The sequence below is a fragment of the Microbacterium sp. H37-C3 genome (assembly GCF_027157935.1).
Taxonomy (GTDB): Bacteria; Actinomycetota; Actinomycetes; order Actinomycetales; family Microbacteriaceae; genus Microbacterium; species Microbacterium plantarum.
Window position 1 is genome coordinate 513,329 of the sequence record NZ_JAPVLR010000003.1, and the last position, 25,456, is coordinate 538,784.

19 protein-coding genes are annotated in these 25,456 nt (G+C 71.2%); 9 read left to right on the forward strand and 10 right to left on the reverse strand.

Annotated elements, in window-relative coordinates; all coding sequences use genetic code 11:
• The first annotated feature begins 17 nt into the window (after positions 1 to 17).
• Positions 18 to 1,454, forward strand: coding sequence for an NCS2 family permease (locus O1W71_RS11450; protein WP_269267966.1), 1,437 nt, complete (start codon positions 18 to 20; stop codon positions 1,452 to 1,454).
• 91 nt (positions 1,455 to 1,545) lie between these two features.
• On the opposite strand, the gene sucD is transcribed toward O1W71_RS11450, so the two are convergent.
• The 4 genes from sucD to O1W71_RS11470 all read right to left on the reverse strand — a co-directional run bounded on the left by sucD (position 1,546) and on the right by O1W71_RS11470 (position 5,619).
• Positions 1,546 to 2,448: a succinate--CoA ligase subunit alpha gene (gene sucD, locus O1W71_RS11455; protein WP_112617478.1), complete on the reverse strand. Its 903-nt coding sequence runs from the start codon at positions 2,446 to 2,448 to the stop codon at positions 1,546 to 1,548.
• Positions 2,449 to 2,475: 27 nt separating this feature from the next.
• Entirely contained in the window at positions 2,476 to 3,642 is a 1,167-nt protein-coding gene (gene sucC / locus O1W71_RS11460; RefSeq protein ID WP_269267968.1) for an ADP-forming succinate--CoA ligase subunit beta, read from the reverse strand.
• Positions 3,643 to 3,775: 133 nt separating this feature from the next.
• Positions 3,776 to 4,378 carry a response regulator transcription factor gene (locus O1W71_RS11465; RefSeq protein WP_023955690.1) on the reverse strand — a complete coding sequence of 201 codons (603 nt, stop codon included), beginning with the start codon at positions 4,376 to 4,378 and terminating at the stop codon, positions 3,776 to 3,778.
• Positions 4,375 to 5,619 (reverse strand): sensor histidine kinase, encoded by a 1,245-nt coding sequence (locus tag O1W71_RS11470; RefSeq protein WP_269267969.1) that lies wholly within the window; start codon positions 5,617 to 5,619, stop codon positions 4,375 to 4,377. The genes O1W71_RS11465 and O1W71_RS11470 overlap by 4 nt, the downstream gene beginning before the upstream one ends.
• Positions 5,620 to 5,731: 112 nt before the next feature.
• Between O1W71_RS11470 and O1W71_RS11475 the strand changes: the two genes are divergently transcribed.
• Positions 5,732 to 6,232: a small multidrug efflux protein gene (locus O1W71_RS11475; protein ID WP_269267971.1), complete on the forward strand. Its 501-nt coding sequence runs from the start codon at positions 5,732 to 5,734 to the stop codon at positions 6,230 to 6,232.
• A 62-nt stretch (positions 6,233 to 6,294) separates the two neighbouring features.
• Complete coding sequence (locus tag O1W71_RS11480; RefSeq protein WP_269267972.1) at positions 6,295 to 7,989, forward strand: long-chain-fatty-acid--CoA ligase; 1,695 nt, start codon at positions 6,295 to 6,297, stop codon at positions 7,987 to 7,989.
• 9 nt (positions 7,990 to 7,998) lie between these two features.
• Here the strand turns inward: O1W71_RS11480 and O1W71_RS11485 are convergent, their stop codons facing one another.
• Positions 7,999 to 9,519 carry an FAD-dependent oxidoreductase gene (locus O1W71_RS11485; RefSeq protein ID WP_269267973.1) on the reverse strand — a complete coding sequence of 507 codons (1,521 nt, stop codon included), beginning with the start codon at positions 9,517 to 9,519 and terminating at the stop codon, positions 7,999 to 8,001.
• 61 nt (positions 9,520 to 9,580) lie between these two features.
• On the opposite strand from O1W71_RS11485, the gene O1W71_RS11490 reads away from it, so the two are divergent.
• Together O1W71_RS11490 and O1W71_RS11495 are read left to right on the forward strand one after the other, a co-directional pair.
• Positions 9,581 to 10,246, forward strand: coding sequence for a TetR/AcrR family transcriptional regulator (locus O1W71_RS11490; RefSeq protein ID WP_269267974.1), 666 nt, complete (start codon positions 9,581 to 9,583; stop codon positions 10,244 to 10,246).
• A gap of 46 nt (positions 10,247 to 10,292) precedes the next feature.
• Positions 10,293 to 11,540: an acyl-CoA dehydrogenase family protein gene (locus O1W71_RS11495; RefSeq protein WP_269267975.1), complete on the forward strand. Its 1,248-nt coding sequence runs from the start codon at positions 10,293 to 10,295 to the stop codon at positions 11,538 to 11,540.
• Between the two features lie 22 nt (positions 11,541 to 11,562).
• On the opposite strand, the gene O1W71_RS11500 is transcribed toward O1W71_RS11495, so the two are convergent.
• Together O1W71_RS11500 and O1W71_RS11505 are read right to left on the reverse strand one after the other, a co-directional pair.
• The gene (locus tag O1W71_RS11500) at positions 11,563 to 12,543 is read right to left on the reverse strand and encodes a hypothetical protein (protein WP_269267976.1); all 981 of its coding nucleotides are present in this window, start codon (positions 12,541 to 12,543) and stop codon (positions 11,563 to 11,565) included.
• Positions 12,544 to 12,617: 74 nt separating this feature from the next.
• On the reverse strand, positions 12,618 to 14,489 hold the full coding sequence (locus O1W71_RS11505; protein ID WP_269267977.1) for an alkaline phosphatase: 1,872 nt from the start codon (positions 14,487 to 14,489) through the stop codon (positions 12,618 to 12,620).
• A gap of 219 nt (positions 14,490 to 14,708) precedes the next feature.
• Here O1W71_RS11505 and O1W71_RS11510 point away from each other — a divergent pair, with 219 nt between their 5' ends.
• From O1W71_RS11510 to O1W71_RS11525, 4 genes are all read left to right on the forward strand, one after another.
• Complete coding sequence (locus tag O1W71_RS11510; protein WP_269268045.1) at positions 14,709 to 15,866, forward strand: AI-2E family transporter; 1,158 nt, start codon at positions 14,709 to 14,711, stop codon at positions 15,864 to 15,866.
• 9 nt (positions 15,867 to 15,875) lie between these two features.
• Complete coding sequence (locus O1W71_RS11515) at positions 15,876 to 16,919, forward strand: ATP-dependent DNA ligase (protein ID WP_269267978.1); 1,044 nt, start codon at positions 15,876 to 15,878, stop codon at positions 16,917 to 16,919.
• 99 nt (positions 16,920 to 17,018) lie between these two features.
• Entirely contained in the window at positions 17,019 to 19,130 is a 2,112-nt protein-coding gene (locus O1W71_RS11520; protein WP_269267979.1) for a phosphatase PAP2 family protein, read from the forward strand.
• An 80-nt stretch (positions 19,131 to 19,210) separates the two neighbouring features.
• Complete coding sequence (locus tag O1W71_RS11525) at positions 19,211 to 20,509, forward strand: threonine/serine ThrE exporter family protein (RefSeq protein ID WP_269267980.1); 1,299 nt, start codon at positions 19,211 to 19,213, stop codon at positions 20,507 to 20,509.
• A gap of 15 nt (positions 20,510 to 20,524) precedes the next feature.
• On the opposite strand, the gene ligD is transcribed toward O1W71_RS11525, so the two are convergent.
• The 3 genes from ligD to O1W71_RS11540 form a co-directional block, all read right to left on the reverse strand.
• Positions 20,525 to 21,556, reverse strand: coding sequence for a non-homologous end-joining DNA ligase (ligD, locus tag O1W71_RS11530; RefSeq protein WP_269267981.1), 1,032 nt, complete (start codon positions 21,554 to 21,556; stop codon positions 20,525 to 20,527).
• A 186-nt stretch (positions 21,557 to 21,742) separates the two neighbouring features.
• Complete coding sequence (locus O1W71_RS11535; protein WP_269267982.1) at positions 21,743 to 22,825, reverse strand: SseB family protein; 1,083 nt, start codon at positions 22,823 to 22,825, stop codon at positions 21,743 to 21,745.
• 45 nt (positions 22,826 to 22,870) lie between these two features.
• On the reverse strand, positions 22,871 to 25,339 hold the full coding sequence (locus tag O1W71_RS11540; protein ID WP_269267983.1) for an ATP-dependent helicase: 2,469 nt from the start codon (positions 25,337 to 25,339) through the stop codon (positions 22,871 to 22,873).
• Between the last annotated feature and the right edge of the window lie 117 nt (positions 25,340 to 25,456).

Genomic DNA, 25,456 nt, shown 5'->3' on the forward strand with positions numbered 1-25,456 from the left:
TCTTCTCGGAGGATTTTGTGAACACTACGCAATCGCGCGCGCCCCAGGGTGCCATCGACCGCTTCTTCGACATCAGCCGACGCGGCTCGACGATCGGCACGGAGGTCCGCGGCGGCCTCGTGACCTTCGTCACGATGGCCTACATCGTGATCCTGAACCCGATCATCCTGTCGGGCAAGCCGGATGTCGCGGGGACCACCCTCGACTTCGCGGCGGTCAGTGCCGCGACCGCTCTGACGGCGGGTGTCATGACCATCCTGTTCGGGCTCATCACGCGTCTGCCCTTCGCCTTCGCCGCCGGCCTGGGCATCAACGCCTTCGTCGCGTTCGGGGTCGTCGGCGAGGTCACGTGGGCAGAGGCGATGGCGCTCGTCATGATCAACGGCGTCATCATCGTGCTGCTGGCGGCCACCGGCCTGCGCAAGCTCATCTTCGACGCGGTGCCCGTGCAGCTGAAGCTCGCGATCACGGTGGCCATCGGCCTGTTCATCGCGTTCATCGGTTTCGTCAACTCCGGGTTCGTGACCTCGACCGGACAGGCCTCTCCCCCGGTCGGTCTCGGCGTCGGCGGGTCCGTCGCGTCGGTGCCGACCCTGATGTTCGTCATCACCCTCCTGCTGACCGGCATCCTCGTCGCTCGCAAGGTCAAGGGCGGCATGCTCATCGGCATCGTCACGGGCACGGTCCTGTCGATCGTCGTCGAGGCGATCTGGCACCTCGGCGCGGCCACCGAGAACCCCGGCGGGTGGGGACTGACCGTCCCGGCCCTCTCCGGCTCGCCTGTCAGCGTCCCCGACCTGAGCCTCATCGGCGCAGTCGACTTCGGGTTCGACCTCGGCAAGGTGAGCATCGTGACCCTCGTCATGCTCGTCTTCACCCTCGTCTTCTCCAACTTCTTCGACGCGATGGGCACCATGACCGGACTCGCGAAGGAGGCGAACCTCGCCGACGCGAAGGGCGACTTCCCGCGCATCAAGTCGGCGCTGATCGTCGAGGGCGTCGGTGCGATCGCGGGTGGCGCGACGAGCTCGTCGTCGGCCACGGTCTTCGTCGAGTCCGGCTCGGGCATCGGCGAGGGCGCGCGCACGGGCCTCGCCAACGTCGTGACGGGCCTCGTCTTCCTGCTGGCGATGTTCTTCACGCCGCTGACCTCGATCGTGCCCACCGAGGTCGCCGCGGCGGCACTGGTCATCGTCGGAGCCATGATGCTGTCGCAGATCGCGCACATCGACCTGACCGACTTCCGCGTCCTGCTGCCGGTGTTCCTCACGGCGACCGTCATGCCGCTCACCTACTCGATCGCCAACGGCATCGGTGCGGGCTTCATCTCGTGGGTGCTCGTCAACGCTCTCTCGGGCCGCGTCAAGCAGATCAGCCCGCTGCTGTGGGTCGTCGCCGGCGGATTCGTGATCTTCTTCGCCCGCGGGCCCCTCGAGGCGCTCCTCGGAGTCTGACCCGACCGCGGCGCGCCGCCGCCGGGCGCAACTCCGGAGAACAGCGAAGGGGCGGATGCCGCAGCATCCGCCCCTTCGTCGTATCCCGAAGTCAGAGCTTCTCGATGATCTCCCGCATGAGCGCGGCGGTCTCGGAAGGCGTCTTGCCGACCTTGACTCCGGCGGCCTCGAGGGCCTCCTTCTTCGCCTGCGCCGTGCCCGCCGAGCCCGAGACGATGGCGCCGGCGTGGCCCATGGTCTTGCCCTCGGGGGCGGTGAAGCCCGCGACGTAGCCGACGACCGGCTTGGAGACGTGCGCCTTGATGTACTCGGCCGCGCGCTCTTCGGCGTCGCCGCCGATCTCGCCGATCATGACGATGGCCTTCGTCTCGGGGTCGGCTTCGAACGCCGCGAGGGCGTCGATGTGCGTGGTGCCGATGATCGGGTCGCCGCCGATGCCGATGGCGGTCGAGAAGCCGAGGTCGCGCAGCTCGAACATCATCTGGTAGGTCAGGGTGCCCGACTTCGACACGAGGCCGATCGGGCCCTTGCCCGTGATGTTCGCCGGCGTGATGCCCGCGAGAGCCTCGCCGGGCGTGATGATGCCGGGGCAGTTCGGCCCGATGATGCGGGTCTTGTTGCCCTTCGACTTCGCGTAGGCCCAGGCTTCGGCCGACTCGCCGACGGGCACGCCCTCGGTGATGACGACGAGGAGGGGGATCTCGGCGTCGATGGCCTCGACCATGGCGTCCTTGGTGAACGCGGGCGGCACGAACGCGACCGAGACGTCGGCGCCGGTCTTCTCGATCGCCTCGGCGACCGATCCGAACACGGGCAGCTCGACGGCGTTTCCGTCGGCATCGGTGTGCGAGACGGTGGTGCCGGCCTTGCGGGCGTTGACGCCGCCGACGATGTTGGTGCCCGCCTTGAGCATCAGCGCGGTGTGCTTGGTGCCCTCACCGCCCGTGATGCCCTGGACGATGACCTTGGAGTCCTTGTTGAGGTAGATAGACATGTCGTTGGTCCTTTTCGCGTCCGGAGCTCAGGCGTTCGCCAGCTCGGCGGCCTTGTCGGCGCCCTCGTCCATACCGGCGGCGAGGGTCACGAGCGGGTGGTTCGCGTCGGCGAGGATCGCGCGGCCCTCGTCGACCTGGTTGCCGTCGAGACGCACGACGAGCGGCTTGGTCGCCGAGTCGCCCAGGATCTCGAGGGCCTTGACGATGCCCTCCGCGACGGCGACGCACGACGTGATGCCGCCGAAGACGTTGACGAAGACGCTCTTGACCTGCTCGTCGCCGAGGATGACGTCGAGACCCGAGGCCATGACCTGGGCGTTCGCGCCGCCGCCGATGTCGAGGAAGTTCGCGGGCTTGACGCCGCCGTGCTTCTCGCCGGCGTAGGCGACGACGTCGAGGGTCGACATGACCAGACCCGCACCGTTGCCGATGACCCCGACCTGACCGTCGAGCTTGACGTAGTTCAGGCCCGATTCCTTGGCCTTGGCCTCGAGCGGGTCTGCGGCGCCCTTGTCCTCGAGCTCCTCGTGCTCGGGGTGGCGCACTTCGCTGGCGTTCTCGTCGAGCGAGACCTTGCCGTCGAGGGCGACGATGTCACCGGCGCCCGTGCGGACGAGCGGGTTCACCTCGACGAGGGTCGCGCCCTCGCCCTTGTAGACGTCGTAGAGCTTGACGAACACGTCCGAGACCTTCTCGACGAGGTCGTCGGGGAAGTTCGCGGCCCGGGCGATCTCGACCGCCTTGTCCTTGTCGATGCCCTGCAGCGGGTCGACCTCGATGCGCGCGAGCGCCTCGGGACGCTCGACGGCGAGCTCCTCGATCTCCATGCCGCCCTCGACCGAGCACAGGCTCAGGTACGAGCGGTTGGCGCGGTCGAGCAGCACCGAGAAGTAGAACTCCTCGGCGATGTCGGCGCCCTGCGCGATCATGACGCGCTGGACCACGTGGCCCTTGATGTCGAGGCCCAGGATGGCCTCGGCTGCGGCGTATGCCTCGTCGGGGGTCTTGGCGACCTTGACGCCGCCGGCCTTGCCGCGACCTCCGGTCTTGACCTGAGCCTTGACGACGACGACACCGCCGATCTTCTCGGCCGCCGCCTTCGCCTCCTCAGGGGTGTCGGCGATGATGCCGGCGAGCACCGGCACCTCGTACTTCTCGAACAGGTCTCGGGCCTGGTACTCGTAAAGGTCCACTGCAATCCTTCGCTGGGCGACGGTGGGTGATGGGCGTGAAGAATCTCGATGTCGAGAGATCGCCCGATCGGAAAGCCTACTACCCGCGCCTGACGGCCCCGTGTCCGCTCCCCGCCGAACGGAGGGGGCGGTGTCAGATCCAGCCGCGCTCGCGCGCCATGATCGCCGCCTGCTGCCGGGTGGCGAGATGGAGCTTGCCCAGCACCGACGAGACGTGGTTGCGGACCGTGCCCGCCGACAGATGCAGCGTCGCCGCGATCTCGGCGATCGTCTCGCCTCGGGCACCTGCCCGCAGCACGTCGAGCTCCCGATCGGTGAGGGGGCTCCGCTCGTCGCTGAGGGCATCGGCGGCGATCTCGGGGTCGACGTAGCGTCGCCCCGCGGCGACCTCGCGGATGACGGCGGCGACGTCGTCGGCGCGGCGGGATTTCGGCACGAAGCCGTCGACGCCGGCGCTCAGCGCGCGTCGCAGCACGCCCGGCCGCGCGTGCCGGGTGACCACGACGCAACGCGCCGGAACCCGCTGCCGGATGCGGGCCGCCGCCTCGACCCCGTCGATGCCGGGCATCTCGAGGTCGAGCAGACAGACGTCGGGGCGCAGCTCGAGCGCCCGCTCCACCGCGCTCTCGCCGTCGCGGCATTCGGCGATCACCTCGAGGTCGTCCTCGAGCCGGAGCAGCGCGGCGAGGGCGGAACGGATCATGTCCTCGTCGTCGGCGATGAGCACGCGGATCATCGCGGCATCCCCTCGTCCGCTCGCCCCCGCCTCGCGGCGGCCACCGGGGTTTCCGCCGGCACCGAGACGACGACCTCGAACCGGTCGTGCTCGCGGCGGGTCCGCAGATCGCCGCCGGCCACCCCGACCCGGTGCGAGATGCCCGCGAGCCCCGAGCCTGCGCCGAGCGACGACGTCGGACCCGGGTCGTTGGCGAAGACGAGGCGCCAGTATCCGCCGTCGCGATCGAGCCGCACCTCCGCCCACCGGCCGCCGCCGTGCTTGAGGACGTTCGTCGTGCACTCCCGGATCACCGGACCCAGAAGGTCTGCGGGCGCGAGGACCGCATCGGCGTCCACATCCGACCGCACCGCGATTCCAGCCGCGCGCAGCAGATCGGCGGCGTTGGCCAGCTCGTCGGGCAGGGGCACGCCGCGGAAGCGTCCGGCGAGCTCGCGCGTTCCCGCACGCGCCGCATCGACCGAGGCGCGGGCCAGACGGATCTGTTCGCCCGCGGCATCCGGATCGCGCTCGAGCATCCGCTCGGCGAGTTCCAGCTGCAGCGCGATCACCTGCAGATGGTGCCCCTGCAGGTCGTGCAGCTCCCCCGCCAGGCGCAGCCGCTCCTGCGTCGCGGCCAGGCGCGACTCGGTCGCACGCGCACGATCGAGCTCGAGCACGACGTCCCAGGACCACAGCGACAGGGCGATGGAGGCCGGCAGGGCGACGGCGAAGACGAGGAGAGCGAACGTCAGCGAGCCTGCGCCCTCGATACGGGCGCGCTCGGCGAACCAGAGCGCGACGAGCGCGGCCTCGACGAGGATCACACCGCGCCACCGGATGCCGGGCCCCCAGCGCACCAGGCACAGGATCGTCGCCAGGACCGAGGCCGCGAACAGCACCGACACGGTCGCCGCGCCGAGCAGCACCGACCCGCCCACACCCAGCAGAACCGGCCACGACAGGAAGCGGCGCAGGCGGGGCGGGCGATCGGCCTCGCCGACATCGCCGTCGGTGCGGTATCGAACGAGCAGCACGACCGTCGAGACCAGGACGGCGACCGAGCCGACCGCGTACCCGACGATCACCGCCGGATCCTCCAGGCGGGTACGGACCAGCAGCGCCCACAGGCCCCAGATGCCGAGCGCCGAGATCATGAAGAACACCACGGATGCGGCGATGTACCACGAGGTGGCCACGACCTCGCGGGCGAGCGTCGTGCTGCGCGGCGCGGCTGCCGGTCGGGGGTCGCGGTCGTTCACGAGGCCCACAGTACGACCATGACGTTTGTCACGGTCCGGGTCGCGGAACCTCCCGGACTCCCGTGACGCCCCGGCACTCCCGCGAGCGTCGGGCCGCCGCTGGGATGGATCCATGACCAATCCCTTCGCAGACCTCATCCTCGGCTTCCAGGACCTCGTCGCCCGGATGCCCGACATCCTCCAGCCCGTCATCGTCGCCCTCGCCGGCGCGGTGCCTTTCATCGAGGGCGAGGGCGCCGCGGGCATCGGCATCATCGGCGGCATCCACCCCGTCGTCGCCGCGCTGGCCGGCGCCATCGGCAACTTCGTCTGCGTCGCGGTCGTCGTGCTCGTGGCCGCTCGTGTCCGCACGGCTGTGACGACGCGCGGCGGGGCGTCCGAGAAGCCGAAGTCGGCCCGAAGCGAGAAGTTCCAGAAGGCGTACCACCGCTACGGCACCCCGGGCGTGAGCCTACTCGGTCCGCTTCTGCTGCCCACGCAGTTCACCGCCGCCGCCCTGACCGCCACCGGAGTGCCCCCGCGCACCGTCCTGCTCTGGCAGGGAGCGGCGATCGCGATGTGGACGACGATCATCACGCTGTTCATCACCGGAGTGCTCTACGTCGCCACCTGACGCGCACGCAACCCCCAGGCCGTATTCAGCGGCGGGCATGCCGCGGAATGCAGGATGGGGACATGACCGCCCTCGAGTCCCGCCCGTGGCTGTCGGCCTACGCCGACGGCGTCCCCGCCGAGATCGACGAGGTGACGCAGACCCTGCCGGAGATGCTCGCCGCGACCGTCGAACGGCACGGCAACCGGACCGCTCTGGGATTCTTCGGCGCCACCATGACGTATCGCGAGCTCGGCGCGAACGTCGACCGGGCCGCCGAGGGGCTGCGCCGGCTCGGGGTGACCGCGGGCGACCGGGTGGCGATCGTGCTGCCCAACTGCCCGCAGCACGTCGTCGCGTTCTACGCCGCGCTGCGCCTCGGCGCGATCGTCGTCGAGCACAACCCGCTCTACACGGCCCGCGAGCTGCGCCACCAGTTCGAGGACCACGGCGCGCGCTTCGCCATCGTGTGGGACAAGACCGTCGACACCATCGCCGACTTCCCGACCGATCTGCGCGTCGAGCGCATCATCAGCGTCGACGTCACCGAGGCGCTCCCCCGCGGCAAGCGGATGCTGCTCCGGCTGCCGATCGCGAAAGCACGGGAGTCGCGCGCCCAGCTGACCGCGAAGCCGCGGACCAAGGATGCACTGCCCTGGTCGAAGCTCGTCGACCACCGCCCCCTGTCGCGTCGTGTGGCGGGCCCGGCCCTCGACGACACGGCGTTGCTCCAGTACACCAGCGGCACGACCGGCATCCCCAAGGGCGCCGTCCTGAGCCACCGCAACCTGCGGGCCAACGCGATGCAGGGGCGAGCGTGGGTTCCCGGGCTCGTCGAGGGCGAGGAGACGTTCTACGGCGTCCTGCCGCTCTTCCACGCCTACGGCATGACGCTCTGCCTGACCTTCGCGATGAGCATCGGAGCCAAGCTCGTGCTCTTCCCGAAGTTCGATGTCGGCCTCATGGCGGATGCCGCGAAGAAGAGCCCGCCGACGTTCCTCCCCGCCGTGCCGCCGATCTACGACCAGCTCGCCCGCGCAGCATCCCGCGGCACCATCGACCTCTCGCGCGTGCGGTTCGCGATCTCGGGAGCGATGAGCCTGCCGGTCGCCACCGTCCGCCGCTGGGAGGACACCACGGGCGGGCTGCTCGTCGAGGGCTACGGCATGACCGAGTCCTCGCCCGTCGCGCTCGGCAATCCCATGGGTCCCTCACGCCGCCCCGGCACCGTGGGGGTGCCGTTCCCGAGCACGGACATCCGCATCGTCAACCCCGACGACCCGTCGGTCGACCGCGAACCGGGCGAGGAGGGCGAACTGCTCCTGCGCGGTCCCCAGGTGTTCTCGGGCTACTGGCGCCGCCCCGCCGAGACCGCCGACGCGCTGCTGCCCGGCGGCTGGCTGCGCACCGGAGACATCGCCGTCGTCTCGCCCGACGGTTTCGTCACGATCGTCGACCGGCTCAAGGAGCTGATCATCACCGGCGGGTTCAACGTCTCGCCCAGCGAGGTCGAAGACACCCTGCACGCGCACCCCGACGTGGAGGCGGCGGCCGTCGTCGCGGCTCCCCGCTCATCCGGTGGCGAGGAGGTCGTCGCCGCGGTCGTGTTGCGCGAGGGCGCTTCGCTCGACGTCGAGGGGCTCCGCGACTTCTGCCGGACGCGTCTGGCCGCGTACAAGGTCCCGCGCCGCATCGTCGCGGTCGACGACCTGCCCCGGTCGCTCATCGGCAAGGTGCTGCGACGTCAGGTGCGCGAACAGCTGCTCGCGCGGGACTGACATCTCGGGTCAGCGCAGACGTCGCAGGCCCGTCGAGGCGGGACCCTCGATGCGCTCGCCGTCGGGGGTGAAGCGCGACGCGTGCAGCGGGCAGTCCCACGTGCACTCGAGGTCGTTCCACTCGAGCACACCGCCCATGTGCGGGCAGATCGCGCTGACCGCCCGCGTCTGACCGTCGACCGTCGAGACGCCCACCGGCCGAGCGTGGTGCTGCGCGACGGTCCCTTCGCCTTCCGCGGGCTGCGCGACCGGGGTGGACCGGGCCAGCGCCGCGGTCCAGCCCTGCGCGGCGACGGCTCCGACCTTCGCGTTCTCGGACACCCCGCGCGCCAGGTCTGCGGGCACCGTCAATCGCGTTCCGATGACCGTCATCCAGGTCGGCCGCTCGCGCATCTTCTCGCCGCGCAGTTCGCTGGCGATCCGCAGGGCCGCTGCCGGCGCGTTCGTGAGCCCCCACTTGGCGTAGCCGGTCGCGAAGCGCACGCGACCGAGCGAGCGCGGCATCGAGCCGATGAACGGCACGAGGTTGTGCGAGGTGTAGTCCTGCGCCGACCAGCGGTGGGTCTCCGCGCCCACCGGGAACGTGTCCCGGGCCCACGCGATGAGCTCGTCGAGCTTCGCGAGCTCGCTGTCGATCCGGCCGACCGGGTGTCCGGCGCCGCCGACGATGAGCTGCGGTGACCGCTCCGGGCCGGCGCCGTCGGCGGCCGTCGCGGTGCGCACCGACCGGGTGGGGCTGTCGGCCGACAGGTACATGCCGGCGTGCACCTCGCCCTCGAGGTCGAACGACACGCACGCCGACCGCATCCCGCTCACCTTGGCGAAGTAGAGCCCCCGATCGGTGATGGGGGCGCCCGTGGCGAGCACGATCTTCCCGGCGAACAGCGGGCCCGCCTCGGTGTCGACCCGCGGCCTCGGCACGACCCGTACCCGGCTCGCCGCCGTGCCCAGGTGGAGCCGACCTCCGGCCGCGACGAACGCGGTCGCCAGTGCCGCCAGCAGGCTCATGGGGTCGATCGCGCGCTGATCATCCAGAGCGACGGCGCTGGTCATGTGGACGGGACTAGCGGCGAGCTCGTCGGCGCTCGCGAGCCGCACGTCGAGGCCCGCCTCCCGGGCCGCCCGGTACTCCTCGGTCACGGCCGCCACGCCCTCGGCCCCCTGCGCATGCGTGTACGCGGTGCGGGTCGTGGTCGAGACCCCGAGCTCGTCCGCGGCGCGGGTGATCCACTCGAAGCCGTCGCGGTTCGCGTCGACGTAGGCCCGGACGAGGGATGCCGGGTGGTGACGGCGGAGCGATGACAGCGTCGTGCCCTGCAGAAGCGAGATCTTGCCGGTGTTCGAGCCCGAGGCGAGCTCGCCGATGCCGCCGCGCTCGACGATCGCGACATCCATGCCGCTCCGGACCAGCTCGAGGGCGGTGGCGAGGCCGGTCAGCCCCGCGCCCACGATGATCACGTCGTGGCGTCGACCGGGTTCGAACGGCGTTCCGGCGGGCACGGCGACGTCGGACTTCCAGAGCGCGGTCATCCTCGCAGTCAACGCCGAGCGCCGGACGGCGGCAAGCGACTTGACACTAGGCTCGGTGCCCATGACCGAGGCCTCCCGCACCCCCGGCGACCCTCTGGTGGCCGCGGCCGTCGCGATGTTCGACGAGCAGGGGTACGAGCGCACCTCGGTCGACGACATCGCGCGGGCGGCGGGTCTGTCGCGGTCGACGTTCTTCCGGCAGTACGGCGGCAAGGACGACGTGGTCTTCGCCGACCACGACGTCGCGATCGCGACGCTGCGCACGCTGCTCGAGACGCCGCACGAGAGCCCGTGGCGGGCCGTGTGCGACGCCGCCCTCGCCGCCTTCGACCACTTCGCGGGCGACGTCGAGCTGGCGCGGCGTCGATACCGGGTGGTGCGAGGCGTCCCCGCGTTGCGCGAGCGCGAGATCGTGATGGTCTTCCGGTACGAGCGGCTCTTCGGCGACCACCTGCGCGAACGCCTGCCCGGCCTCGACCCCGCCGAGGCCGTCGCCTTCAGCGCGGCCGTGACCGCGGTGCACAATCATGTCCTGCGCCGCCTCTTGCGCGGCGACGACGCCGTCACGCGAGCCACGGTGGAAGCCGCGCTGGACGACCTGCTGCATCGCTTCGGCGTGCACCCCGACGGTCAGGCGCCCGCCGCCGACGACGTCGTGGTGGCCGTCTTCCCCCGCCGCATGCCGCTCGCCGAGGTCACCCGCCGTCTCCGCGCCGATCTCTCCTGAGTGCAACCGGTGACACTCAGTGCCATTCGAGGCGATACTGGATGTCATGAGCGATGAAGCCGACCGTGATCTCGACGCGCTCCCCGGCGAGCGCGTCGCCTCGTATGTCCTGACGGGACGCCGCGACACCGACTACTACGGCGTCTTCGCCGACGTCGACGACGAGGACCGGGCCGCCTGGAACCGCGCCCGCGCCTTCGTCGACGAGGTGGGCGACCGGATGCAGCAGGCCTGGGACGCCGCGACCTATCCGCTCGATCTCGTGCGGCGGATGGGTGAGCTCGACCTCTTCGTCGACGGCATCGAGCATGCGGACCTGACGCGCATCACGCCGCTCGGGGCGGGCCTGGTGACGATGGAGATCTCCCGCGGCGACGGCTCGCTCGGCACGGCGCACGCGGTGCAGGGCGGGCTCGCGCTGCGCACCCTCGCGCTGTTCGGCTCGCCCGCCCAGCAGGAACGCTGGCTGCGCCCCCTCGCGACGGGCGAGGTGCTGGGCAGCTTCGCCCTCACCGAGCCCGACCACGGCTCCGACTCGGTCTCGCTCGAGACCGTCGCCCGCCGCGAGGGCGACGAGTGGGTGCTCCGCGGCGCCAAGAAGTGGATCGGCAACGGCGCCTCGGGCGGCATCACGTTCGTGTGGGCACGCGTCGACGACGAGGGCGATGATCTGCACGGCTCGGTGCGCTGCTTCCTGGTCGAGCAGGACCGCCCGGGCTACACCGGCACTGTCATCGCGGGCAAGGCATCGCTCCGCGGCATCCACCAGGCTCACGTGGCCCTGCGCGACGTGCGGCTTCCGGCCGACGCGGTGCTGGCGGGCACGAGGTCGTTCCGGGATGCCTCGACCGTCCTCTACGCCACCCGCTCGGGGGTCGCGTGGTCGGCGCTCGGCCACGCGACGGCCTGCTACGAGGCGGCGGTCACCTATGCCGGCGAACGCATCCAGTTCGGGCGGCCGCTCGCCCGCTCGCAGATGGTGCAGGAGCGCCTCGCGCAGATGCTCGACGAGCTCACCGCGATGCAGCTCTACTGCCGCCGCCTCGCCGACCTCGAGACCGCCGGCGGCCTGCGCCCGACCCAGGCCTCCCTGGCGAAGTACCACAACACCCGCGCCGCACGGCGGATCGCCCAGGTCGCGCGCGACCTGCTCGGCGGCAACGGCATCCTGCTCGAGAACGGGGTCATGCAGCACATGGCCGACATCGAGGCGATCCACACCTACGAGGGGACCGAGAGCGTGCAAGCGCTGTTGCTCGGCCGCGACATCACCGGCGTCGGCGCGTTCACCTGAGCGCCGGCCGGCGAACTGCGGCTCAGCGCGCGCGCCGGCGCAAAACGATGACCGCCACGAGCGCGATGATCCCCGCGCCCAGCACGACGACGGCGATCGACGACCAGGGCACAGCCGGCGTCGAGAACCCCGAGGATGCCGCTTCGGGCAGCGGCACGCGATCGTCGCCGAGCGAGATCGGGGTCACTGCGACCTCGCCGGCGGCGAAGAACAGCGGCGTAATCGGCAGCTCGATGCGCTGCGTCGCCGAGCCGCCGGGCAGCACCTCGAGCGCTTCACCGGCGCCGCCGCCCGGCATGAGTCCGAGCGGCCCCGCGGCCTCGGCGGCGGCGCTCGCCCCGAACCGGACGTTGCCGGTATTGGTCACCTGATACTCGACCGTCAGGGTCCCGGGCGCGAACGGAATCCACGACGGTGTGAAGCTCGCCGTGGCGGCGTCGATCCGCAGCGCGGGGGCGATATCGCCGGCAACCTGCAGGTGCACGCGCACCCCGACCCGGTGCGTCACCGTCACCCCCGCCTGGTCGGCGCTGAGTCCGACGACGATCCCCGCGGGGTGGTCGCCGGGTGTCGCGTCCGCCGGGACGGTGATCGTCACCGGCAGCACCCGGGTCTCGCCCGCCGCCAGGGCCAGCGACCCGCCGTCGAGCCCGTCGACATCGATCCAGGCGCCGCCCGCCGCCGGCGCGTCCGTGCGGACGTCGTAAGCACCGTCGGCGCCGACGACCCCGTCACCGGCGGTGACGGCGAAGACGGCGGGTTCGGCGGAGTGGTTGGTGACCGCGACGGCGTCGGTGATCGCGGCGCCCGGGTCGATGGTGTGCCGCAGCGACACCCGGCCGTCGGGTCCTGCAGCGTCGGCGGGGACGACGCCCCACTCGATCGCGGGGGACTCCGGCGCGGCAGCCGATGCCGGAACGACGGTGAGTGAAGCGGACGCCGTGAGCGCGACGAGGACGCCGGTCGCCAGCAGCACGGCACGGACGAGAGGGATGCGGGGCATGGTGTCTCCGGTGAGCGTGGGCGGGGACGGGCGGGAGCCCGCCCCCGCCGATGGGGGTGTGCTGCGCGGGACGCTCAGTCCTGCGCGAACAGGGTGAGCGTGATCTCGCTGCCGTAGCGACCGCCCGCTGCCTCGGCGGGGATCGACAGGTCGAGATCAGCGCCCACGACCGTCGCGCCCAGGCGCGACGTGCGGTCCGCCGCCGCCAGAGTCGCGGGAGCCTCGAGGGTCGCGCGCCCGCCCGCGGCGGCGCCCGACTCCGACCGGACCACGCGCGGCGTCCAGGCGAGGTTCTCTGCCGCGAGCGTGCGGTTGCCCGCGACGAAATCGGTCGCGGAGCCCGCGAGCGTCCAACCGCGTCCCTGAGCGCGGACCTCATTGCGCGTATCGGCGACCGTCACGAGCGGCAGAGCGGCGTCGAGCCCCTCCCCCGAACCGCTGAACGACACGCGCTCGCCGTGGCCGGCGACGCTCAGGCTCAGGGCCCCCTCCGCCTGACGCCCCGCGACCGTGGCCTCGAGCGCCACCGCATCCGCCGAGCTGCGCTCGCCGTGTCCGAGGAAGTCGAAGATCGTCTCGCCGATCGCGGTGTTGTCGAGATAGGCGCCGCGGACGACGTCCCACTGATCGGCGCGCGCCTCGAGCACCTCGGCCCCGGCGCCCTTGGCGAAGAGCGGAACGAGCGCGTTGGTGTGTCCACCCGAGTGCCAGGTGAGGTCCGGCAGCTGACCCGCCGTTCCGGTCATCGGCGTCCATCCGGCCTCGGGACCGGCGCCCGCACCCGCGAGGTAGCCGGTCTCGTGGTCTGCGGTGACGACGACGAGCGTCTCGTCCCAGCTGCTGTTCTCCTCGACCCACGCCTCGACGGCCTCGACGGCGTCGTTGAAGGCGATCTGCTCCTCGATCAGGCGCGTGGTCTGGTTCGCGTGGCCGGCCCAGTCGACCGCCCCGCCCTCGACCATGAGGAAGAAGCCCTCGTCGCCCGTGTCGAGCACGTTGAGCGCGCCGCGAGCGAGCGTGTCCAGGTCGGGGACGTCGTTCGCGGGATCGGTGTACGGCAGCACGGCATCGTTGGCGAGACCGGGACGGTTGTACTGCAGCGTCTCGGCCACCTGCGCGAGGCCGAACACCTTCTCGGGGACGGCGGTGCCTGCGGCGAGAGCTTCGAAGTCGGCTCTGTCGTCGATGAAGCTGTAGGGCGTGGCGCCCGTCGACACCCGCTCGTAGTCGTTCTGCGCGATCCAGGTCCAGTCGGCGGCACGCGACTGGTGTCCGTCGGTGTACATCGGGTGCCCGCCGCCCATGAGGACGTCCACGCCGCTGTCGATCATCTCCGCCGCCAGGCCCTGGTAGTCGTTGCGGTCGGCGTTGTGGGCGATGAAGCCCGCGGGGGTGGCGTGGTTGAAGGGCACGGAGGTGACGAGCCCGACCTTCTTACCGACCTCCTGCGCCTGCTCGCCGACGGTGAGCAGGCGGTCCCCGCCCGGCTCGAAGCCGAGGGTCCCGTTGTTCGTCTTCACACCGGTTCCGAGCGCCGTGCCCGCTGCCGCGGAGTCGGTGGCGCCCGAAGCGACCCAGTCGAAGTCTCCCCACGCCTTCTCGGTGACGTACTCCGCCCGACCCGAGGCCGAGTAGTGCGACTGGGCGACCTGAACGGGCCAGGTCTCGTAGGCCTGACCGGGCGTGGCCGCCTCGTGCGCGATCGCGCCGGTCGCGGGATCGACGGTGACCTGGTGCGCGCTCGTTCCGTGCTCATACAGGCTCGCGGCGTCGAACTGGTTGTAGCCCGCGCCGTCCGAGATCATCAGGATGACGTTCTTCGGAAGGGATGCCGGGTCGGCCTCGGTCGCGCCCGCGGCGATGGCGGGTGCCGACGCGAGGGCGAGGCCGGTGACGATGCTCGTCGCCGTCAATGTGCAGGCGCGCGTGTGCGCTCTCCGTTGCATGGAGATCCTCTTTCGTATCTGGGGGGAGGTGCGAAAGCCGCCGCGTGCGGGCGGCCCTTCAACGGTGGTCGGCGCAGGTGGCCACCCGCCGACACCTGAGCGACGGGTCGGTGAACGGGAGGAGCCGCGGACGTGACCGCCGTCGCCGCTGCCCTGCCCCGCGAGCGCCTCGAGCGCAACCCCGCGTCAGGGGCGTCGCGGTCCGCTAGCGTCGTCGTCATGAGCCTGTTCCGACGGAGACCGCGGCCCGAGATCGTGCTGGCGGATGCCATCGACCGCGACGCCGAGCGACCTCCCGCAGGCCTGTGGGCCGACGGCTTCGGGCGGCTGGCCATCCGCGGAGTGCAGATCATCGTCCTGGTAATCCTCGCGATCGGCGTCGTCTACGTGCTGCGCCAGGTGTCCGTCGTCGCGATCCCGCTGATCCTCGCGCTCATCTTCGCGTGCGCGTTCGCGCCGGCCATGAGCTGGATGCGTCGGCACGGCGTACCGTCGCTGCTCGCGACGATCATCACCCTGCTCACGATCGTGCTGCTGCTCAGCGGCCTCTCGTGGCTCATCGTGTGGGCGGTCCGCGACCAGTGGGACGATCTGTACTCGCAGGCCGAGGAAGGATTCCAGCAGCTCGTCGCGTGGGCGCAGACCCTTCCCTTCTCGATCGATCAGAGCCAGATCGACGAGTGGCTGGGCGCCCTCGGCGACTTCGTCACCAGCGCTCAGTTCGGCTCGGGCGCCATCGCCGGCGTGAGCGCGGTCGCGACCTTCATCACCGGCGCGGTGCTGATGGTGGTGATCCTGTTCTTCTTCCTCAAGGACGGCCCGCGCATGTGGGAGTTCCTGCTGCGCCCGTTCCGCGGGGCGAACGAGCAGCGGGCTCGCCGTATCGGCGACAAGACGGTCGTGGTGCTCGGCTCCTACATCCGCGGCACCGCCGCCGTCGCCTTCGTCGACGCGGTCGGCATCTTCATCGCGCTGCTCGCCCTCCAGGTTCCGCTCGCCATCCCCCTGGCCGTGCTCGTCTTCCTCCTGGCCTTCATCCCCATCGTCGGTGCGACGCTCGCCGGCATCCTGGCCGCGCTCGTCGCACTCGTCGCGAACGGCCCGCTCAATGCGGTCCTCGTCGTCGGTGCCGTCGTGCTCGTCAACCAGCTCGAGGGCAATTTCCTGCAGCCGGTCCTCATGGGCCGCACGATGAAGCTGCACTCGTTCGTCGTGCTCGTCGCTCTGACCGCCGGCACCGCGATCGGCGGCATCCTGGGCACCCTGCTCGCCGTGCCCATCACCGCCGTCGTCTGGGGGATCGTGCAGGTGTGGGACGGGCCGAACCTGCCCGCCCGCTGGGCCCGACCGAAGCCGCGCGAGCAGCTGCGCGCCTGAGGAACCGCGATGACCTACGACATCCCCGCGCCGATGCTGGCCAAAGCGGTGCCCGCCATTCCGGATGCCGGGCCCCGCGGCGCGGGGCTGTCGTTCGAGCCGAAGTGGGACGGATTCCGCGCGATCGTCTCCTGGGACGGCGAGAGGGTCGAGATCGGAAGCCGCGGTTCGAAGCCGCTCACCCGGTACTTCCCCGAGCTCGTCGACGCCTTCTCGAGGCTGCTCCCCGAGCCGTGCCTCATCGACGGTGAGATCGTCGTGGCCACCGACACCGGTGCCGGCCGGCGGCTGCAGTGGGAGGCTCTGTCGCAGCGGATCCACCCCGCGGCCTCGCGCGTGGCGCTGCTGAGCGAGCAGACACCTGCCATGTTCATCGCGTTCGATCTCCTGGCCCGCGGCGAGCGAGACCTGCAGGCCGAGGCCTTCTCACGGCGGCGTGAGGAACTCGTCGAGCTGCTGCGTGACGTGCCCGATCCGATCCACGTGACGCGCGCGACCGACGACGTGCGCACCGCGCGTCGCTGGCTCGCGGAGTTCGAAGGCGCCGGCCTCGACGGCGTCGTCGCCAAGCCCGTGGATCAGCCCTACGCCCCGGGCAAGCGCACGATGCTCAAGATCAAGCATGCCCGCACGGCGGACGTCGTCGCGATCGGATACCGCATCCACAAGTCCGGCACCGGGGTCGGCTCCCTGCTCGTCGGGCTGTACGGCGATGACGGCGAGCTGCACGGGGTCGGCGGGGTGTCCGCGTGGAGCGACAAGCGGCGCCGTGAGCTGATCGACGAGCTCGAGCCGCTGGTCGAGCGGGATGCCGCCGGGGCGGCCGTCACCGGCGAATCCGACCGCTCGCGCTTCGCATCGTCGAAGGATGTCTCATTCGTGAGGCTGCGACCCGAGCTCGTGCTCGAGGTGCGCTACGACCAGCTCGAGGGGCGGCGGTTCCGCCACACCGTGCAGTTCGAGCGGTGGCGCCACGACCGGGATGCCCGCTCGTGCACCTTCGACCAGCTCGAGACCGTCGCCGCCTACGACCTGGCCGACGTTCTGGACTGACGGCGGGCGACACCGGCCGTTCACGCCGCGGCCACCGATCGTTGTCGGCGCCTTCCTAGCGTTCGGGGGTCGATCCCCCCTGCATCCGAAGGACACTGCATGCACCTCGCTCCCTCTGGTTCCGATCCATCCCGGCGCCGCACGGGCATCCCCCTGGCCGTGGCGGCCCTCGCCGTCACGACCCTCGCTCTCGGCGTCGCCGCGCCCGCGAACGCGGCCGCCGGCGATCTGCTCGACGAGAACGCGATCGCACCGCACGCCGCTCCCTACGGCACGTTCGTCGACGTCTACACCGCGAACAGCTCCGCCAACACCACGCCCGAGACGAACCCCGCGATCGGTGTGCTCTCGGGAATGCTCGACCTCTGGCAGCCGGGAGCCACCTGGGACACCGGCCGGGCGACGGCTGCCGGCTCGGCGGTGCTCGACGCCAACATCGCGCGCAACGTGGAGGTCGCGCGCACCCGTACCGCAGCGGATGAGACCGCCGCGTGGATCTTCGACCGCCGTCATCAGAGCTACAGCGCCATCGACGGACTCGGCCCGGCAGCCTCCGCCTTCCGCGAGGCGATGAATGCCGGCACCACGATCCCCGACGCCATCCCCGCCGACGCCACGACGGTGCGCTACGACGACGCCGGCAACGCCTCGGGCCGCTGGGCAGACCCGAACTCCGAGCTCGGCTCGGTCGTCGCGCTCGTCGACACGGTGCGCGGTCCCTCGGCCTCGTCGAACCCGTCGAAGAACTTCTTCAGCTACAAGCGCCCCTTCCGCTGGGTGGACGACTCGATCATCGTCCCCGCGCTGATGCCGGTGCGAAAGCCCGACAGCGAGGCGGCGAGCGACGGCGGCTTTCCGAGCGGTCACACCAACGCCGCCTACCTCGCCTCGTTCGCCCTCGCCGACGCGGCGCCGCAGTACCAGGACCTCCTCATCGCGAACGCCGCCGAGATCGGCGACAGCCGCACCGTCGCCGGGATGCACTCGTCGCTCGATGTCATCGGCGGTCGCGTGCTGGCGACCGCCCTCGCCGCCGCAAGCCTGAACGATCCCGCCAACGCCGAGCTGCGTGCCGCCGCGTCGACCGAGGCCCAGGGTCTGATCGACACGCTGCCCGCCCCGGCATCCACATCCACGCTCGACGATGCCGACTACGACGCGCTCGCGCAGCAGTACCGCGATCGCATGACCTACGGGCTGCCGAGCACGGGCATCGCCGGCCTGCCCGCACGCGTCCCGGCAGGCGCCGAAGTGCTGCTCGAGCACCGGCTGCCCTACCTCGACGCCGAGCAGCGCCGCTGGGTGCTCCACTCCACCGCCATCGACTCCGGCCACGCCGTGCTCGACGACCCCGAGGGCTGGGGACGACTCAACCTGTTCGAGGCGTCGAACGGCTACGGCGCCTTCGACACCGATGTCACGGTGACGATGGATGCCGGCTCCGGCGGCTTCGCCGCAGCCGACGAGTGGCGCAACGACATCGACGGTTCCGGGTCGCTGACGAAGGACGGCTCCGGCACCCTCGTCCTGTCGGGCGAGAACACCTACACCGGCGGCACCATCGTCGGCGACGGCATCGTGCAGGCGACCTCCCCGACGGCCCTCGGCACGGGCGACCTCTCGGTCACCGGCGGATCGCTCGTCGAGGCGACCTCCGGGCTCGCCGTGGGCGGCGACTTCACGCAGGCGAAGGATGCCGCGCTTGAGCTGTCGGTCGAGGACGCAGCGCCGGCCCTCTCGATCGCGGGCACCGCCACGCTCGGAGGCACCCTGCGCGTCGACCTTCCCGCGGAGGCTCCGACCTCTCCCCTGCGGCTGATCGCGTACGGCGCGCGTGCCGCCCACACGACGTTCGACGCGGTCGAGCTCACCGGCGCCGGCGCGGGCTTCGACGGCGCACTCGAGTACCGCGCCGACGGGGTGTATCTCGTCGACGTCACCGCCCCCGGGGAGACGCCCGGCGAGACGCCCGGCGCCCCGGCGCCCGGCATCCCGGCGCCCGGCGTTCCGATGCCCGGAGCTTCCGACACCGCTGCCGGAGGCGACTCCGCTGCGGCGATCGGTACGAGCGCGGCGCGACCCACCACCGACCGCATCGCGCGGACCGGCGGCGAGGGCTCGCCGGCCGGTCTCCTGATCGGCGGAGTCCTCCTGGTCTCCGCCGGAGGCGTCGTGCTGCTCTCGCGGCTCCGTCGCCTCGCGCGCCGCTGACAGCACGGCGACCCGATCGACCCGATTGGTCCGGCCGATCCTCCCACCCGAGCAGCCTCCTCGGGTGGGAGGATCGAACCATGCGGGATGACCAGCGCGACGACGTCCCCGACGGCACCGCCGAACTGCACCTCGAGCCCCTGCGGTTCATCGCGCGGACGGATGCGGTCCTCCGCCTCGGCACGCTGATGCTCGGCGCGGGCGCTTCCTCGGCCCGTGTGCGCGACACGATGGACCGCACCGCTCACGGGCTCGGCCTCGATCGCCTCGAGTCGCGCGTCGGGATGACCGACATCGTCATCACCGCGCAGCGGGGACAGCTCTTCCGCACGAGGGTGGCCGACGTGCGGCATCCCGTCGTCAACTCCGAGCGGATCGCCGAGGTCATGCACCTCTCCCATCGCGTCGCCGGCGGCGTCACCGCGGACGACCTGCAGCGCGAGCTCGACCGGATCGAACGGATGCCGCCGCGTTACCCGACCGCGGTGCGGGTGCTGGCCGCCGCGGCGGCCTGCACGGCCTTCGCGTTCCTCAACAACGGCGGATGGGCCGAGTGCCTGAGCGTGGCGCTGGCCGTCGCGCTCGGCCAGTACGTGCGCGTTCGCGGAGCCCGGCTGCAGGTCAACGAGTTCTTGCTGGTGTTCCTGTCGGCTTCGGCCGCGCTGCTCACCTTCCTGGGCGTCTCGCATCTGATCGAGCTGCTCGGTGCGCCCTCGCCGCAGTACGGCGCCGCGCTGACGAGCGCCGTGCTCTACCTGGTGCCCGGATTCCCCCTCGTCACGGGTGCCCTCGATCTCGCCCGCCTCGATCTCAACGCGGGAGTGAACCGCGTCGTGTACGCCTGCCTCGTGCTGCTCTCGACAGGCTGCGCCGTGTGGGCCGTGGCCGCCGTGTTCCAGACGAGTGCCGTCGCCGTCGCGGCCCCCGAGCTGGCGGAGCCGCTGCTCTCCCTCGGTCGCCTCATCGCGGGGTTCGTCGGCGTGATGGGCTTCGCTCTGCTGTTCTCGACGCCCTGGCGCATCGCCCTCGCGGCCGCGGCGATCGGCACGGTCGCCAACGTGGGCCGCCTCCTCATGATCGACCACGGCACGATGCAGCCGGTCGCGGCCGCCGCAGCCGGTGTCGCGGTCGGATTCGGAGCGTTCGCCGTGTCGCGCTTCGTCCGGGCGCCGCGCATCACCCTCACCGTGCCCGCCGTGCTGATCATGGTGCCGGGGGCCTCCGCCTACCGGGCCATCGTCGGGACCATCGAGAGCGACACCATCAGCGCGGTGCAGTACGGGGTGACGGCGGTGTTCGTCGTCGTCGCTCTGGCGGTGGGCCTCACCGTTGCGCGCGTGGTCACCGAGCGCGAGTGGCAGCGACCCTCCGCCCGGTGAGCGGCGGGATGCCGGCTAGTCGGCGCCGGGCTGTCGGGCACGACTCGGCTGCACGCGCGGCGGCTCTCCCGGCATCTTGGGGAACTCCGGCGGGAAGGGCAGCTCGCCGAGACCGGCGTCGAGGTCGCGCTGCCACCACTCCAGCAGGGTGTCGATGCGGCCGGGGTCGGCCTGCAGCTCGGCCCAGGGATCGCCGATGTCCGCCAGCCGCTGCGGCACGGTGCGGACCGTGAACGAGGACGGTTCGACTCCGGCCTCGAGCTCCTCCCAGGTGATCGGTGTCGCCACCGTCGCCGCCGGCAGCGCGCGTGCGCTGTAGGCGCCCGCCATCGTGCGGTCGCGGTTCGCCTGGTTGAAGTCGACGAAGACGCGCTTGCCCCGTTCCTCCTTCCACCAGTTGGTGGTCACCCGGTCGGGCATCCGGCGTTCGAGCTCGCGCCCGGCGGCGATGACCGCGTGCCGCACATCGAGGAACTCGTGCGTCGGCTCGATCGGACAGAAGACGTGCAGGCCGCGATTGCCGCTCGTTTTGAGGAACGCCGTCAGGCCGGCCTCGGCGAGGACTTCACGCAGAGCCGGCGCGACGGATGCGGCATCCGCGAAGTCCGTGCCCGGCTGCGGGTCGAGGTCGATCCGCAGCTCGACCGGGTTGTCCGTGTCGGCGGCGAGCGAGGCCCACGGATGGAAGACGACCGTGTTCATCTGGACCGCCCAGACGACGGCGGCGGTCTCGTTCAGCACGACCTGGGGATGCCGCCGCCCGCTGTTGTAGGTGCACACGACCTGATCGACGTAGCCCGGGGCGCCCTTCGGCGGATTCTTCGAGAAGAATCGCTCGCCGTCGATCGAGTCGGGGAAGCGCTCCAGCGAGACGGGCCGATGACCGTTCGCACGGAGGAACGGCTCGGAGACGGCGATCGCGTACTCGGCATACTCGTGCTTGGTGATGCCGAGCTCGGGCCAGAGCACCCGATTGGGACTCGAGAGGCCGACCTCACGGTCGCCCTCGGGGCCGGGCACGGTCAGGGTGATGCGCTCGCTCGCCATGGCCCGACCCTAGGGCGTCGGCGCCCGGTGACCTACCCCCTGGACAATCCCGTCGGCGGAATGCTCGGCGACGGAGCGAGCGGATTGATACACCTGCCGGACCGGCGGTGCTGGTGAGCCCTCGCACGCGGCGTGTGGGCTCAGCGGCACCGGCGGCCCGACGGATGTATCAGCGCGAGGACGTCGTCAGGACGCCGGCGGCTCGGAGGCCGGCTCAGCCGGTGCGGCCGGAGCGGGCTCGGGGTCGGGCTCGTCGGCCCGCGCGAGGACGGGACCGAGGTCGGCGCGGTCGACATGGATCCAAGGCCCACCCGGGTCGACGATGACGCCGTTGAGCGCGGGGTTGGACTGGAGGGCACGCGCCAGCTGGGGTGCGGTCACCGGCACGGGGCGGTCGCCGCGCTGCAGCACGAGCACCTCGAGCGGGTGCGAGTAGACCTCGAGGCGCCGCTCGCCCGATACGGTGCGCGACTCGGCGAGACCGAGCTGGCCGCTGTCGCCCGCGAGACCGGCGGCCACCCACAACGGTGCCTGCGCGAGAGCCTCGCCGACCGCAGCCGCCGTCTCGGCGCTGCGTGGTCCGGCGAGCAGGTTCTTGATCGTGAAGGCGGGATCGCCCTCTTCGAACGCCTTCGTGATGAGCTGCACGGGCAGGACGATGCGCGATCCGGCGACCGCGTGATCGATGATGAGGCCCTCGTACGGACCCTCGATCGCGTTGCGGAACACGTTCGCGACGGGAAGCCCCAGCGCCGAGGTGTCACGGTCGCCGTCGGCCTCGACGCTCGCCCGCAGCGATGCACCGCCGGTGAAGGCGAGGAGGAAGCGGGCACCGTCGATCTGCGAGACCGCGAGCGTGATCGGCTTGCCTTCGGCCGTCAGGGCCCGCGCGTCGCCGCGCACGCGAACGTACATCGTGCCCTGCATGCTCTGACGCATGACGTTCATGACGTCGACGTTGCCGGGCTTCTCCGGCAGCGACGCCAGGGCCGCCTGCACGAGGGTGTTATCGGGCATGCCCGTCACCGTCTCGGTGCGGGCGGGGGCCTCAGCCGGCGGGCGTGTGACCGTCCGCTCGGGCTGCGCCGGGGCTGCGGCCTGAGCGGGCGCACCGAAGGTCGACACCGAGATGCCCACGTGGGGCACCACCTCGGCAGGTGTCTCGGCGTCGGGGGTGACGGCGGAGTCGCCGTCGACGTCGGCAGCGCCCTCGTCGGCGTTCGCGGGCTGGCTCGTGGTGTCTCGCGCGGAGCGCTTGAAGATCGCCATGTCCCCGAGCCTAACCCGCACCCCCGCGCCGCGCGGAGGGTTGCGTCACAGCTTGACGATCGGTGCGATCTTGATGAGCAGCTTCTTCGGGCCGGCCGAATCGAAGCGGACGTGCGCGACGCGCTTCGCCCCCTCGCCGGTGACCGCGTCGACGCGACCCTCGCCGAAATCGTCGTGTCTGATGCGGTCGCCGGGACCGAGCTCGAGGTCGCCGTTGTCGCGGACCTTCGCCGGGATACGGTTGGCGAACTTCGCGATGTCGCCGCTCTTCTCCTTGCGCGGAAGGGGCACGAGGTCGTCGCCGTAGCGCTTGCCCGAACCGCCGAACCCGCCACCGGAGCCGCCGGAACGGCGTCCGTTGAGCGCACGCGACTGCGAGCCCCCGCGCGAGTTCACATCACCGGGCGACTGCCGCCAGTCGATGAGGTCGTGCGGGATCTCCTGCAGGAACCGGCTCGGCATCGCAGCCGAGACCTCGCCGAACTGGGCACGGGTCATCGCGAGCGAGAGGTGCAGGCGCTTGCGGGCACGGGTGAGTGCGACGTAGAAGAGCCGCCGCTCTTCCTGCGGGCCGCCGGGCTCGTTGGCCGAGATGCGGTGCGGAATGAGGTCTTCCTCCACGCCCGTGACGAAGACGGCGTCGTACTCGAGCCCCTTGGCGGTGTGCATCGTCATCAGCGAGACGGTTCCGGACGCATCGTCGAGGTCGTCGGCGTCGGCGACGAGAGCGACCTCGGTGAGGAAGTCGAGGATGGTGCCCTCGGGGTTGTTCCGCGCGAACTCGCGGGTCACGGCGATCAGCTCGTCGAGGTTCTCGAGGCGCGCCTCGTCTTGCGGGTCGCGGCTCGCCCGGAGGGCGTCCATGTACCCTGACTTGTTCAACAGCACCGTCAGACCTTCGGTCACGGAGGTCGGCGGGGCGATCTCGCCCGAGCTCGGCAGCATGATCTCGGACGCCTCGGCGAGCACGGCGTCGAGCTGCGCGATCGCGGCTTGAATCTTCGGACCCACGCCCAGCGCCGAGGCGTTGGCGAGCGCATCGCGGAAGGTGATCTGCTGGTCGGCCGCGTACCGGGCGATGGACGTCTCGGTGACGTCGCCGATGCCGCGGCGCGGGCGGTTCAGGATGCGGCGCACCGCGAGCTCGTCGGCGGGGTTCGCCACCGCGACGACGTAGGCCAGCGCATCCTTGATCTCGGCACGGTCGTAGAACTTCGTGCCGCCCATGATCTTGTACGGGATCGCCGCGCGGATGAAGATCTCCTCCAGCGCTCGCGACTGCGAGTTCGTGCGATAGAAGACCGCCATCTGCGAGTACGGCACCGACGAGCGGTGCAGCGCTTCGATCTCGTCGGCGACGAACTGCGCCTCGTCGTGCTGCGAGTAGCCGGTGAAGCCGACGATCGCGTCGCCCGCGCCGACATCCGTCCAGAGCTTCTTGTCTTTGCGGTCGAAGTTGTTCGAGATGACGGCGTTCGCGGCGGAGAGGATGTTCTGCGTCGAGCGGTAGTTCTGTTCGAGCAGCACGACCTTCGCGCCGGGATAGTCGCGCTCGAACTCGGTGATGTTGCGGATGTCGGCGCCGCGGAACGCGTAGATGGACTGGTCGGAGTCGCCGACGACGGTCAGTGACGCTGCCTCGACCTCGGGGGCCGACTCGGGCTCGAAGATCATCATGCCGCCCGACGAGAACGCGTCGCCGCCCTGCCCCTGGACGGGGCGCGTGAGCTCGTGGATCAGCGCGTACTGGGCGTGGTTGGTGTCCTGGTACTCGTCGACGAGGATGTGCCGGAACCGCTTGCGGTACACATCGGCCACATGCGGGAACGCCCGGAACAGGTAGACCGTCTGGGCGATGAGGTCGTCGAAGTCGAAGGCGTTGGCCCGCTGCAGGGCGGACTGGTAGGCGCCGAAGAGCTCGACGAAGACGCGCTCGGCGGGATCCGACATGTTCGCCTGGCGCGCGTACGAGTCGGCGTCGGCGAGCTCGTTCTTGAGCTTCGAGATGCGGCTCTGGACAGCCGCCGGCGTGAGTCCGAAGGCGTCGGCCTCGTGCTCTTTCACGAGACGCTTGATGAGCGCGCGCGAATCGCCCGAGTCGTAGATCGTGAAGTTCTTGGTGAAGCCGAACTGCTGCGCCTCGCGCCGGAGGATCCGCACGCACGCCGAGTGGAACGTCGAGATCCACATGCCCTGTGCGCTGTCGCCGATCAGCTGCTGCACGCGCTCGCGCATCTCGCCGGCGGCCTTGTTGGTGAAGGTGATGGCGAGGATCTGGCTCGGCCACGCCTCGCGGCCTCGGAGCAGCGACGCGATGCGATGTGTGAGCACCCGGGTCTTGCCCGAGCCTGCGCCCGCGACGATCAGCAGCGCCGGGCCGCGATAGGTCACCGCCTCGCGCTGGGGCGGGTTGAGCCCCTCGAGGAGGTCGGCGTCGGGACGCTCGCCCGAGGAGGCGCCGGGGCGCACGGATGCGGCGGACCCGACGATGACGGGCTTGATGGGCTCTGGCATGACCACTCGATTCTACGTTCGGCCACCGACACCCGTCCGGCCCGCGACGCCGGACGAGTCTCCGCGGGGTCCGCGCTCGAGCCTGCGAGACGCCGGAGCGTCACACGACGTAGCACG

What these genes read in the sequence shown, in the direction of transcription:
- O1W71_RS11540 (WP_269267983.1), bottom strand. Translation starts at nt 25,339, where the DNA reads ATGCCAGAGCCCATCAAGCCCGTCATCGTCGGGTCCGCCGCATCCGTG.
- O1W71_RS11525 (WP_269267980.1), top strand. Translation starts at nt 19,211, where the DNA reads ATGCGGGATGACCAGCGCGACGACGTCCCCGACGGCACCGCCGAACTG.
- O1W71_RS11485 (WP_269267973.1), bottom strand. Translation starts at nt 9,519, where the DNA reads ATGACCGCGCTCTGGAAGTCCGACGTCGCCGTGCCCGCCGGAACGCCG.
- O1W71_RS11515 (WP_269267978.1), top strand. Translation starts at nt 15,876, where the DNA reads ATGACCTACGACATCCCCGCGCCGATGCTGGCCAAAGCGGTGCCCGCC.
- O1W71_RS11490 (WP_269267974.1), top strand. Translation starts at nt 9,581, where the DNA reads ATGACCGAGGCCTCCCGCACCCCCGGCGACCCTCTGGTGGCCGCGGCC.
- O1W71_RS11465 (WP_023955690.1), bottom strand. Translation starts at nt 4,378, where the DNA reads ATGATCCGCGTGCTCATCGCCGACGACGAGGACATGATCCGTTCCGCC.
- O1W71_RS11480 (WP_269267972.1), top strand. Translation starts at nt 6,295, where the DNA reads ATGACCGCCCTCGAGTCCCGCCCGTGGCTGTCGGCCTACGCCGACGGC.
- O1W71_RS11475 (WP_269267971.1), top strand. Translation starts at nt 5,732, where the DNA reads ATGACCAATCCCTTCGCAGACCTCATCCTCGGCTTCCAGGACCTCGTC.
- ligD (WP_269267981.1), bottom strand. Translation starts at nt 21,556, where the DNA reads ATGGCGAGCGAGCGCATCACCCTGACCGTGCCCGGCCCCGAGGGCGAC.
- O1W71_RS11505 (WP_269267977.1), bottom strand. Translation starts at nt 14,489, where the DNA reads ATGCAACGGAGAGCGCACACGCGCGCCTGCACATTGACGGCGACGAGC.
- O1W71_RS11500 (WP_269267976.1), bottom strand. Translation starts at nt 12,543, where the DNA reads ATGCCCCGCATCCCTCTCGTCCGTGCCGTGCTGCTGGCGACCGGCGTC.
- O1W71_RS11520 (WP_269267979.1), top strand. Translation starts at nt 17,019, where the DNA reads ATGCACCTCGCTCCCTCTGGTTCCGATCCATCCCGGCGCCGCACGGGC.
- O1W71_RS11510 (WP_269268045.1), top strand. Translation starts at nt 14,709, where the DNA reads ATGAGCCTGTTCCGACGGAGACCGCGGCCCGAGATCGTGCTGGCGGAT.
- O1W71_RS11535 (WP_269267982.1), bottom strand. Translation starts at nt 22,825, where the DNA reads ATGGCGATCTTCAAGCGCTCCGCGCGAGACACCACGAGCCAGCCCGCG.
- O1W71_RS11495 (WP_269267975.1), top strand. Translation starts at nt 10,293, where the DNA reads ATGAGCGATGAAGCCGACCGTGATCTCGACGCGCTCCCCGGCGAGCGC.
- sucD (WP_112617478.1), bottom strand. Translation starts at nt 2,448, where the DNA reads ATGTCTATCTACCTCAACAAGGACTCCAAGGTCATCGTCCAGGGCATC.